At 68.9% G+C, this 10,243-nt stretch carries 10 protein-coding genes; 8 read left to right on the forward strand and 2 right to left on the reverse strand.

Annotated elements, in window-relative coordinates:
• The first annotated feature begins 64 nt into the window (after window positions 1-64).
• The 7 genes from CA234_RS23450 to CA234_RS23480 all read left to right on the forward strand — a co-directional run bounded on the left by CA234_RS23450 (window position 65) and on the right by CA234_RS23480 (window position 7,711).
• Complete coding sequence (locus tag CA234_RS23450; protein WP_126002887.1) at window positions 65-955, forward strand: DMT family transporter; 891 nt, start codon at window positions 65-67, stop codon at window positions 953-955.
• Window positions 952-1,431, forward strand: a complete 480-nt coding sequence (locus CA234_RS23455) for a GNAT family N-acetyltransferase (RefSeq protein WP_126002888.1) — start codon at window positions 952-954, stop codon at window positions 1,429-1,431. Before CA234_RS23450 ends, CA234_RS23455 begins: the two co-directional genes overlap by 4 nt.
• The gene (locus CA234_RS23460) at window positions 1,431-1,754 is read left to right on the forward strand and encodes a multidrug efflux SMR transporter (RefSeq protein WP_125978350.1); all 324 of its coding nucleotides are present in this window, start codon (window positions 1,431-1,433) and stop codon (window positions 1,752-1,754) included. Before CA234_RS23455 ends, CA234_RS23460 begins: the two co-directional genes overlap by 1 nt.
• Window positions 1,754-2,107, forward strand: a complete 354-nt coding sequence (locus CA234_RS23465; RefSeq protein WP_126002889.1) for a TfoX/Sxy family protein — start codon at window positions 1,754-1,756, stop codon at window positions 2,105-2,107. The genes CA234_RS23460 and CA234_RS23465 overlap by 1 nt, the downstream gene beginning before the upstream one ends.
• 56 nt (window positions 2,108-2,163) lie before the next feature.
• On the forward strand, window positions 2,164-4,521 hold the full coding sequence (locus CA234_RS23470; protein ID WP_126002890.1) for a TIM-barrel domain-containing protein: 2,358 nt from the start codon (window positions 2,164-2,166) through the stop codon (window positions 4,519-4,521).
• Window positions 4,522-4,764: 243 nt separating this feature from the next.
• The gene (locus CA234_RS23475; protein ID WP_125978356.1) at window positions 4,765-6,153 is read left to right on the forward strand and encodes a DUF4139 domain-containing protein; all 1,389 of its coding nucleotides are present in this window, start codon (window positions 4,765-4,767) and stop codon (window positions 6,151-6,153) included.
• A 4-nt stretch (window positions 6,154-6,157) separates the two neighbouring features.
• Window positions 6,158-7,711 (forward strand): hypothetical protein, encoded by a 1,554-nt coding sequence (locus tag CA234_RS23480; protein ID WP_126002891.1) that lies wholly within the window; start codon window positions 6,158-6,160, stop codon window positions 7,709-7,711.
• Window positions 7,712-7,715: 4 nt separating this feature from the next.
• Here CA234_RS23480 and CA234_RS23485 read toward each other — a convergent pair whose 3' ends face one another.
• Window positions 7,716-8,012, reverse strand: a complete 297-nt coding sequence (locus CA234_RS23485) for a hypothetical protein (protein WP_125978360.1) — start codon at window positions 8,010-8,012, stop codon at window positions 7,716-7,718.
• Between the two features lie 69 nt (window positions 8,013-8,081).
• On the opposite strand from CA234_RS23485, the gene CA234_RS23490 reads away from it, so the two are divergent.
• Entirely contained in the window at window positions 8,082-8,510 is a 429-nt protein-coding gene (locus CA234_RS23490) for a CBS domain-containing protein (protein ID WP_125978362.1), read from the forward strand.
• Window positions 8,511-8,516: 6 nt separating this feature from the next.
• On the opposite strand, the gene CA234_RS23495 is transcribed toward CA234_RS23490, so the two are convergent.
• The gene (locus tag CA234_RS23495) at window positions 8,517-10,004 is read right to left on the reverse strand and encodes a lipopolysaccharide biosynthesis protein (RefSeq protein WP_126002892.1); all 1,488 of its coding nucleotides are present in this window, start codon (window positions 10,002-10,004) and stop codon (window positions 8,517-8,519) included.
• Window positions 10,005-10,243 lie beyond the last annotated feature (239 nt).

Here is a 10,243-nt window from a genome sequence, read left to right on the forward strand (position 1 = left end):
GTAGCGGGTGGGGAGGGGGTTTAAGGGCTCGCAATCTGAAATCGCTCCCGCTACCCGACCCCTCATGTCGCGTTCGCCCCGCCTTGCCTTCGCCGTAGCTGCGCTCGGAATCGCCAACTACTCGGTGATGGACGCGGTGATGAAAGGCATGTCGATCGCGCACGGCGCCTATAGCGCGGTGCTGTGGCGCTCGGTCGGGGCGATCGTGCTGCTAGGGCCGATCTTCCTGCTGCGGCGGACACCCTTGCCCGGCCGCCAGGCACTGAAGCTCCACTTCGCCCGGGGCGTGCTGGCGGGCAGTTCGGTGGTGCTGTTCTTCTGGGGCCTCGCCCGCGTCACCATGGCGCAGGGGATCGCGCTCACCTTTCTCGCGCCGCTGATCGCGATGTTCCTCGCCGCCGCCTTTCTTGGCGAGCGGATCCGCCGCGCGGCGATCGGCGGCTCGCTCGTCGCCAGCCTGGGCGTGCTGACCATCGCCGCCGGCCAGGCGCAGGCGCATGCCTCGACCGAGGTGGTGCTCGGCTCGATCGCGGTGTTCGCCGCTTCGATCCTCTATGCGGGAAGCCTGATCCTGCTCCGCCAGCAGGCGCAGGTCGCGGATCCGATCGAAGTCGCGCTGTTCACCAGCCTCGTCCTCGCTTTGGTGATGCTGCCCGGCGCGCCGTGGTTCTCGGCGATGCCGTCGCTGGCACTTTGGCCGTGGATCCTCGGCGCCGCGCTGGTCGGCTCGATCTCCGCGGTGCTGCTCGCCTGGGCCTATGGCCATGCCGAGGCGCAGGTGCTGGCGCCGGTGGAATATACCGCTTTCGTCTGGGCGGCATTGCTCGGCTATGTCGTGTTCGACGAGCGCGTCTCGGGCTGGACGGTCGCGGGCGCGCTGCTCATCATCCTCGGGTGCCTCGCCGCGATCCGCGGCCGCGTCGCCCCCGCGCCCCAGACCGAGGCCGCTGCATGACCCGGATCCGTTTCGCCACCCCCGCCGACGTCCCCCAGATCCTCGCCTTCGTCCGTGAACTCGCCGAATTCGAGCGCGAGCCCGACGCGGTGCGTGCTACCGAACCGATGCTGGAAGCCGCGCTGTTCGGCCCGCGCCCGGCCGCTGAGGCAGTGATCGCCGAGGGCGCGGAGGGCGCCCCGCTCGGCTTCGCGCTGTTCTTCCAGAACTTTTCCACCTGGACCGGACTGCCGGGGATGTATCTGGAAGACCTCTACGTCACCCCTGCCGCGCGCGGTGCCGGGGTCGGCAAGGCGCTCCTGCGCCATTTGGCCGATATCGCCGTCACGCGCGGCTATGCCAGGTTCGAATGGTCGGTGCTCGACTGGAACCAGCCGGCGATCGATTTCTACCGCGCGATGGGGGCCACAGGCATGGACGAATGGACGGTGCAGCGGGTGACCGGCGACGCGCTGCTCGCGCTGGCGGGGCGCTGATGGGCTGGATCTACCTGCTGCTCGGCGGGCTGTGCGAAGTGGGCTTCACCACCTGCATGCGCTTCACCGACGGCTTCCGGAACATCCCCTGGACGCTGGCCTTTCTCGCCTTCATCGCGGTGTCGATGGCGCTGCTGGAGATGGCGTCGCGCACCGTGCCGCTGGGCACCGCCTATGCCGTCTGGGGCGGCATCGGCGCGCTCGGCACGGTGATCGTCGGCATGCTCTGGTTCGGCGAGCCGGTGAGCGCGGTGCGTATCCTGCTGATCCTCGGCTTGGTCGGCTGCATCGCCGGGCTGCGGCTGGCGGGCGGCGGGCACTGATGGCGCTCGACACCGGCCTGGTCGAATGGGTGCGCGACGCGCTCGCCCCGATCGGCACGGTGACGATGCGCCGGATGATGGGCGGCGCGACGCTCTATTGCGACGGCACTGTGTTCGCGATCCTCGCCTTCGACGAACTCTGGTTCAAGGCGGATACGGAAAGCGACGCCGCCTGGGACGCGGCGGGCGCGGATCGCTTCACCTATGGCGCCAAGGGCCGGACGATGGTGATGAACTATCGCCGCGCGCCCGCCGACGCCTATGACGATGCCGACGCGCTGCGCGACTGGGCGCGACTGGCGATCGCGGCCGGCCTGCGCGCGCCGCGCCGAAAGACCCGGAAAAAGGGCTAGGCGCCCTCCCTATTGTCTGACAAGAATGCGGCAAGACCATCGCGTCAGGGGAGAGAATGTCCGTGAAAGCCAAGTCGCTTCTGCTGCTGGGGGCAGCGCTTGCCGCGAGCATTGCGCCGAGTTTTGCCGTGCAGGCCGCGCCGCTCCAGGCGGCGGCCGCCGAGGGCGCGACGCTGCTTGCGCAGACCTCGACCGGCGCGAGCTTCCGCACCGCGCAGGGGGTGCTCGCGCTCACCCTCTGGGGCGACCGCATCCTCCGTGTGACGATGCTGCGCGAAGGGGCCGAGCGCACGCCCGATCTCGCGCTGGTCGGCCAGCCTGCCAAGACCAGCTGGACGCTCGATCAGCAGCCTGATCGCTATCTGCTCGCCACCCCGGCGATGCGGATCAGTGTCGATCGCAAGACCGGCGCGGTGGCGCTGCTCGGCGCCGACGACAAGCCGCTGGTCGGCGAGACCGATCTCTACCGCCGCCGCCTGGGCGGCACGCCCGACGGCGAGGGGGCGGTGCGGATGGTCTTCGCCATACCCGAGGGACGGGCGGTCTACGGCCTAGGCCAGCACCAGGCCGGGCTGCTCGACTATCGCGGCACCATCGTCCGGCTGCAGCAGGCGAATACCGATGTCGGCGTGCCGGTGCTGGTCTCGCCCGCCGGCTTCGGGCTGTTCTGGAACAATGCCTCGGTCACCGAGGTCGCGGTGGACACCCCGCAGGCGGGCAACCGCATCTTCTTCCGTTCGCAGGCCGGCGAGGGCGTCGACTATTTCCTGTTCGCCGGGCCCGATGTCGACCAGGTGATCGGCGCCTATCGCCAGCTCACCGGCGCCGCCTCGCTGCTGCCGCGCTGGGCCTGGGGGCTGTGGCAGTCGAAGGAGCGCTATGCCTCGCAGGCCGAGCTGCTGGGGGTGGCCGCCGAATATCGCCGCCTCGGCATCCCGCTCGATGCGGTGGTGCAGGACTGGCAGTACTGGCCGCAAGGGCGCTGGGGCAGCCACGAGATGGACCCGGCGCGCTATCCCGATCCCAAGGCCATGCTCGACGCGCTGCACCAGCAGCACCTGCACAGCATCGTCTCGGTCTGGCCGCGGCTCGATGTGGGGCTGGAGAACACACGCGCGCTCGACGCGATCGGCGGGCTCTACCCCAAGACCTACCCCAATGTGTATCCGGCGGGCGAAGGCCGCTGGTACGATGCCTTCTCGAGCCGGGCCCGCGCGCTCTACTGGAAGCAGATCTCCGATCGGCTGGGGAAGGCCGGGTTCGACGGATACTGGCTCGACGGCAGCGAGGCGGAGCTGGGCGGCCATTGGGGCGAGATGGCCGAGGTGACCACCGCGGCGGGCTCCGGCGCGCTGGTGTTCAACGCTTATCCGCTGCTGCACACCACTGCCGTGCACGACGGCATGGCCGCGGACTATGCCGCCAAGCGTCCGCTCCTGCTCACCCGCTCGGCCTGGGCGGGGCAGCAGCGCAACGGCGCCTTCACCTGGTCGGGCGATGTCAGCGGGCGCTGGGACGTGTTCGCCAAACAGATCCCGGCGGGCGTCAATTTCTCGATGACCGGCAATCCCTTCTGGTCGGCGGACATCGGCGGCTTCTTCGGCGGGAGCCCCAAGGACCCCGCCTATCAGGAGCTGTTCACCCGCTGGCTGCAGTTCGCGGTGTTCAACCCGATGTTCCGCATCCACGGCACCGGCGAGGGCAAGGAAGTCTACAGCTTCCCCGAAAGCGTGAGGGCGCCGCTGCTCGATGCGGTGGCGCTGCGCTACCGGCTGCTGCCCTTCCTCTACGCGCAGAGCTGGCAGGTGGCCGATCGCGGCGCCTCGTTCCTCTATCCGGCGGGGATGGTGTTCCCGGAGGACCGCGCGGCGCAGGATCTGCGCGACCAATATCTGTTCGGCCGCAATCTCTTGGTCAGCCCGGTGATCGAGCCCGGCGCCACCTCGCGCACCGTGTATCTGCCAAAGGGCACCGAATGGATCGACTTCTGGACCGGCACGCGCCACGCTGGCGGAGTGAAGCTCCAGGTCGCCGCGCCGATCGGGCAGATCCCGGTGCAGGTCGCGGGCGGCACGATCCTGCCGCTGGGTTCGCCGGTCCAATATGCCGACCAGTCGCCCGATCGCCCGATCGAGCTGCGCGTCTATCGCGGCGCCGATGGCCGCTTCACCCTCTATGACGATGCCGGCGACGGTCAGGGCTGGCGCCGCGGCGAGCGCGCGACGATCGCGCTGGCGCTGGACGACAAGGCGGGAACGCTGACGCTCGGCGCGCGGCAGGGGCGCTATCCAGGCATGGCGAAGACGCGGCGGTTCCGGGTGGTGTCGGTGGCGCCGGGTGTCGGCACCGGCCTCGCCGAGGCGGCCGGGCGCGAGGTGGTGTATGACGGGCGGCGCGTGGTGGTGACCCTGTAAGGGCTGCATGAATCCTGCCCCCCCCCCCCGTCCTACAAGACCTCCGTCATCCCGGCGAAAGCCGGGATCCATTGCCCTGTGCGCTAGGGGAAAGAACCGCCACATCAGCGCGAATGGATCCCGGCTTTCGCCGGGATGACGATCGACTCGGAGGTTCCGGTGCGCGCCCCTGGCGGGGGAGGAAGCACTAGCCGCCGTCCTTCAATCTGCTACGATCCCCGCAACATAGGGGGAGGATGGGCAATGCGGCATGCGGTGTGGCTTTTCGCGGTGGCATGGCCCGCGCTCGCGCAGGCGCAGCAGCTGCCAACGCCGGACAAGACCGCGCAGGGCGATCTCGCCATCACCATCTACCAGAACGGCCAGGCATTGGTGCAGGACGCGCGTACCCTCGCGCTCGAGGCCGGCCGCACCCGCCAGGAATTCGCCGACGTCTCCGCCAAGATCCGGCCCGAGACGGTGACGCTCGCCGGACCCGGCATCGGCATCGTCGAGCAGAATTTCGACTACGACCTGCTCACCCCCTACAAGCTGATGGAAAAGGCGGTCGGCTCGGTCGTCACCATCGTGCGGACCAACCCCGCGACCGGCGCGGAGACGCGCGAGCAGGCGCGGGTGCTTTCGGCCAATGGCGGCATCGTCCTCCAGATCGGCTCGCGCATCGAAGTGCTGCGCGATGACGGCCTGCCGGTCCGCGTAATCTTCGACAAGGTGCCCGAGAATCTTCGCGCCCGGCCCACTCTCTCGGTCACGCTGCAGGTGGCGAGCGGGGGGCGGGTGCCGGCGACGCTGAGTTACCTCACCCCGGGGCTCGGCTGGACCAGCGACTATGTGATGCTGTTCGACGAGGCGAAGAGCGCCATTGATATGCAGGGATGGATCACGCTCACCAACGATACCGGCACCTCGTACCAGAATGCCGCAGTGACGCTCGTCGCCGGTGCGCCCAGCGGTGCCCGCGCCTTCGGCCAGCTCGAAGGAGACGACACGACGATCGACCAGCCCGGCACCGAGACCGGCCCCCGCGAACGGCTGGGCGACTATATCTTCTATCCGCTCGCCCAGCGCACCACGATCGCCAACGCCCAGCAGAAGCAGGTCAGCTTCCTCGACGTGAAGGCGGCGCCAGCGCGCAAGACCTATGAATGGATCAATGGCTGGCTGGGTGCCGACACCGATCCGCGCAGCGCCGCCTCGGTGCTCAAATTCTCGACGTCGAAGAATGGCGGCCTGGGCGACCAGCTGCCGAGCGGCACGATCCGCGTCTATATGCGCGACCGCAAGGGCGAGCCGCAGTTCATCGGCGAGAGCCGGGTCGATGCCGCGCCGATGGGCTCGGCCATGTCGATCCGCACCGGCGAGGCGTTCGACGTGAAGGGCGCCGCGGTGGTGGTCGAGCGCAAGAAGCTTTCGGCGCGGCGCTGGAAAACGACGATGCGCTACGATTTCACCAATGCGCGCGCCGAGCCGGTCACCGTCGACCTTGCCCAGACCGGGCTGTGGGGCGACGTTCGCGTCACCGACCAGACCCTCGCCGGTGAGCGCGTCTCCGCCGATCGGATGGAGTGGAAGGTGCCGGTGCCCGCCAACGGCAAGGCATCGGTGACCATGGTGTTCGACAGCCGCTACTGATCCGATGCTCGCGCGCATCGCCTTGGCCCTCGCCGCGCTGCTCGCCGCCCTGCCGGCGGCGGCGCAGACGCTCGTCGTCTCGGACACGCCCGATGCGGTGGCGGTGACCGTCTATCGTGACCCCAACCGCGGCGAGGGCGCGATCCGGCGGAGCTGGCCCGGCGGCCATGCGCTGGTCACCGAGACGCGGACCCTGCAGCTGCCCGCCGGCGCGTCGGTGATCCGCTTCGTCGGCGTATCCGAAGGGATGTTGCCCGAGACCGCGATCGTCACGGGCCTGCCGCGCGGGGTGGGGGAAAAGAACCGCGACGCCCGTCTGCTCGGCCCGGCAACGCTGGTCGACGCGTATCTCAAGCGCCGCGTCACCGTGCGGCGCACCGACCGCGCCACCGGCAAGGTCAGCGAAAGCGAGGCGGTGATTCAGGCAGGGCCGACAGGCGGCGTGCTGCTCACCACCGATGAGGGCATCGAGGCGCTGGGCTGTTCGGGGCTTCCCGAGGCGCTGGTCTATCCCGGCGTTCCCGCGGATCTCGCCGCCAAGCCGACGCTGGCGGTGACGACCGACAGCCCCCGCGCGCAGACGGTGACGGTGCAGCTTTCCTATCTGGCGCAGGGGCTCGACTGGTCGGCGACCTATGTCGCGCAGCTGGGGGCGGACGATACGCTCGACCTGTTCGGCTGGATGACGGTGGTGAACGGCGGCAGCCAGGGCTTCGCCGATGCCCGGACCAGCGCGGTGGCGGGGCAGCCCAACAAGGAGCAGGCGGCGCGGTTGCCGCGCGCGGCCGCCGCCGCGCTTCGCCTGCAGTGCTGGCCGATGGGCAGGACGAGCGATGCGCCGGCCAAGGGTGGTGAAGTCCGCCAGATGGTGTCGCCCGTGCCGCCCCCTCCACCCCCGGCACCGCCCGCACCGTCGGTGGACATTGTCGTCACCGGGTCACGGGTCGCCTTCGCGCCGGTGATGATGGCGGCGCAGGAGGATCTCGGCGACCTCAAGCTCTACCGCATCCCCGAGCCGGTGAGCGTCGCCGCGCGCGCCACCAAGCAGGTCGCGCTGCTCCACCGCGAGCGCGTGCAAATGGCGCGGATCTACGCCGGGACGTTTCAGCCTTTCGCCCATGATCCCGATCGCGACGCCGAGAGCGGGCCGGCCGAGATCGTGCTACGCGTCGAGAACCGCATCGAAGCCGGGCTAGGGCTGCCGCTGCCTGCCGGATCGGTCGCCCTGTTCGCGGCGCGCGGGGAACAGCCGGTGCTGCTCGGCGAGTCGGCGCTCAAGGATCGCGCGATCGGTGACGAGATCGAGCTGCGGCCGGGCGACAGCAGCGAGGTCCGCTACACCATCGTCGGCAAGCCCGGCTCGAAGCGGCGCGCGAACTACCGGGTCGAGGTGACCAATGCGCTTGCCAACCCCGTCACCTTCGAGCTGCCGATTCCCTATCGTGACGCAAAGGCCGGCGCGCCGCTCGTTTCGTACAAGGGCGTCCCCACCTGGCGGGTGACCGTGCCGGCCAACGGCACCGCAAGCCTCGACCTCACGCTCAAGCGCGAACGCTGAGCCGTCAGTCGAGGTCGACTTCGCCCTTGAGCGGGTCTTCCACCTGCGCGTCATGGCCGCTGCCCGAGCTGAGGAACATCAGCCCCATCAGCGCCGCGGCCATCATGATGGTGAAGAACACGCCCAGAAAGGTGGCGATCGCAGTGACGATATGGAGCTCGCCCATCGTCGCCCACAGCCAATATTCGGCTACGCCGGCGGCCAGCACCGCCACCACCGCCATCCCCCACAGGATGCGGCGGAACCGCCCCCAGGCGAAGGCGGCATAACCTGGATCATCGAGTCCGTCGGGCTGTTCCATCGCTTTGCAAGTTGGGCCGATTCGTGGGATAAACAACGCCTAAAAAATGAAAGCCAAGGAGAGAAGGCGATGACCATCGCGGCAATCCTCGAAGGCAAGGGGCGAGACATCGTGTCGATCGCCTCCACCAGCACCGTCGCGGAGGCGGTGGCACTACTCGCGGCCCGGCGGATCGGCGCGGTGCCGGTCCTCGACAACGGGCAAGTCGTCGGCATCTTTTCCGAGCGTGACGTGATCCATTGCATCGAGCGCGAAGGCGCGATCGGGCTCGAACTGCCGGTGGCGCGGGTGATGACCGCACCGGCGATCACCGTCGGCCCCGAGGAGACGGTGCTCGGCGCGCTCGCGCTGATGACGCGGCGGCGCATCCGCCATCTGCCGGTGATCGACGGGCAGGCGGTGGTCGGCTTCATCTCGATCGGCGATCTGGTGAAGTATCGGATCGATCGTATCGAGTCCGAGGCCGAGGCGATGCGCGCTTATATCCAGACGGCCTGATGCAGCTCAGCCGGCGCGGTTGCGCACCAGCGCGATCGCACCGCCGAGCGTCTCGCGCGCAAAGCCGAAGAGCAGCGCGCCATAGCTCGCGCCACCGATGCTCACGAGCAGTGCCAGCCGGGGCAGGGGGGCGAGCGGCGGCAGTTCGCGGTCGACAAGGGTGACGATCAGTCCCATCGCCAGCGCCGCGAACACCGGCGCCGCGATCGCCCGGCCGAGCCCCGCATAGCTGACGCCGATCGCCGGCAGCGTGCGGTGTGCCGACAACCCGAGATACAGCGGATAGGCAATGTACCAGGCGGCGACGAGGCCTAGGATTCCCCAATGCACGCCGATCAGAAAGGCGATCGGCAGGAACAGTGCACCGGTCGCACCGTTGCGTGCGCTGATGCCCGGCCGCCCGCGCGCGTCGCTGGCCGGCGCGAAAAGCACCTGCAGCGTCATCAGCGGCATCACCAGCGCCAGGCCATGGACCACCGGCGCCGCTTCCGCCCATTTTGGCCCGAGCACCACGGCGACCAGCGGCTCGGCGGTCGCGGCCAGCCCGATATAGAAGGGCATGGCCGCCAGCAGGATCAGCTGCGCGCCCCGCACGAATGCCGCCGCCACCGCCGCGGGATCGTCGCGCATCCGTGCATAGGCGGAGAAGGCGACCTCGTTGAGCGGCGGCACGAATTTCGAGACGAAGATCTGGCTGAGGAACAGGCTGGTCGTATAGATGCCGAGCAGATGCGGGTCGAACATGCGCCCGGCGATGAAGACGTCGGCCTGGCTCTGCAGGAACCAGAAGACCTGCCCCGCCGCCATCACCCCGCCATAGCGCGCCATGTCCCCCGCGCCGCGAAAGTCGAAGCTCGGCCATACCAGCGCCCGCGCCGCCACGGTCATCCCGATCGCGCGGGTGGCGAACAGCACGATCGGGGCGGCGACCAGCGTCCACACGCCCCAGCCGGCATAGGCCCCGGTCAGCGCGGTGATCGCGCCCGCAAGCGCCGAGACGAAATGGACCTGTGCCTGCTTGGCGAAGTCCATCGATCGCGCGAGCAGCGCATAGGGCAGCGCGATGAAGGGCGTGCAGAGATAGAGCAGCGCCTGCACCCGCAGCAGCTCGGCGACCATCGGCTGGCGATAATAGGCCGCAGCGAGCGGCGCGGCCGCAAGCTGGAGCAGCGCCAGGGCGCCATTGAGCAGCAGCAGCATCCCGAACAGCTGGCGCTGCGCCCGGCGTCCGGCGTCCGCACGCTGGATCAGCGCACTCGCGAGCCCATAGCCGTTGAGCATGTTGAGCAGCACCAGCACCACCTGGGTCATCGCAAACAGTCCGTAATCGGCGGGTGCGAGGATACGGATGACCAGGAACGTGGACGACCAGGTGAGCAGCTGCCCGAGAATCTGCGTGCCCGAACGCCAGATCACGGCCCTTCGTACCTGATTCCGGAGCGATTCCGGGGCCTGATTCGGCGATTCGAGCGTTGATTCGGTCACCAGCGGCATATCGCATGCCCCGATTGAGAAGCCGTAAACCGCGGATTTCCGCCATTTTCGGGGCGGCTGTCACGAAAACGACAGAAAGTTTCATTTTCGTGTTGACGGGTTGGGGTCTCGGGCATAGAAGCCACTCCACCGACGCGGTGCTCCTCACCGGGACGCAGCGGTGGTCACCGAAATTCAGGCGCAGCGGCCGCCCCGAGAAAAAGGGGAAAGGCGCAGCGTCGATTTTTGTCGCTCTTTGA

It is taken from the genome of Sphingomonas sp. ABOLE, assembly GCF_003950455.1.
Classification (GTDB): domain Bacteria; phylum Pseudomonadota; class Alphaproteobacteria; order Sphingomonadales; family Sphingomonadaceae; genus Sphingomonas; species Sphingomonas trueperi.

Coding starts and splice junctions, on each gene's coding strand:
- CA234_RS23495 (WP_126002892.1), bottom strand. CDS start 10,004: ATGCCGCTGGTGACCGAATCAACGCTCGAATCGCCGAATCAGGCCCCG.
- CA234_RS23455 (WP_126002888.1), top strand. CDS start 952: ATGACCCGGATCCGTTTCGCCACCCCCGCCGACGTCCCCCAGATCCTC.
- CA234_RS23470 (WP_126002890.1), top strand. CDS start 2,164: ATGTCCGTGAAAGCCAAGTCGCTTCTGCTGCTGGGGGCAGCGCTTGCC.
- CA234_RS23485 (WP_125978360.1), bottom strand. CDS start 8,012: ATGGAACAGCCCGACGGACTCGATGATCCAGGTTATGCCGCCTTCGCC.
- CA234_RS23460 (WP_125978350.1), top strand. CDS start 1,431: ATGGGCTGGATCTACCTGCTGCTCGGCGGGCTGTGCGAAGTGGGCTTC.
- CA234_RS23465 (WP_126002889.1), top strand. CDS start 1,754: ATGGCGCTCGACACCGGCCTGGTCGAATGGGTGCGCGACGCGCTCGCC.
- CA234_RS23480 (WP_126002891.1), top strand. CDS start 6,158: ATGCTCGCGCGCATCGCCTTGGCCCTCGCCGCGCTGCTCGCCGCCCTG.
- CA234_RS23490 (WP_125978362.1), top strand. CDS start 8,082: ATGACCATCGCGGCAATCCTCGAAGGCAAGGGGCGAGACATCGTGTCG.
- CA234_RS23475 (WP_125978356.1), top strand. CDS start 4,765: ATGCGGCATGCGGTGTGGCTTTTCGCGGTGGCATGGCCCGCGCTCGCG.
- CA234_RS23450 (WP_126002887.1), top strand. CDS start 65: ATGTCGCGTTCGCCCCGCCTTGCCTTCGCCGTAGCTGCGCTCGGAATC.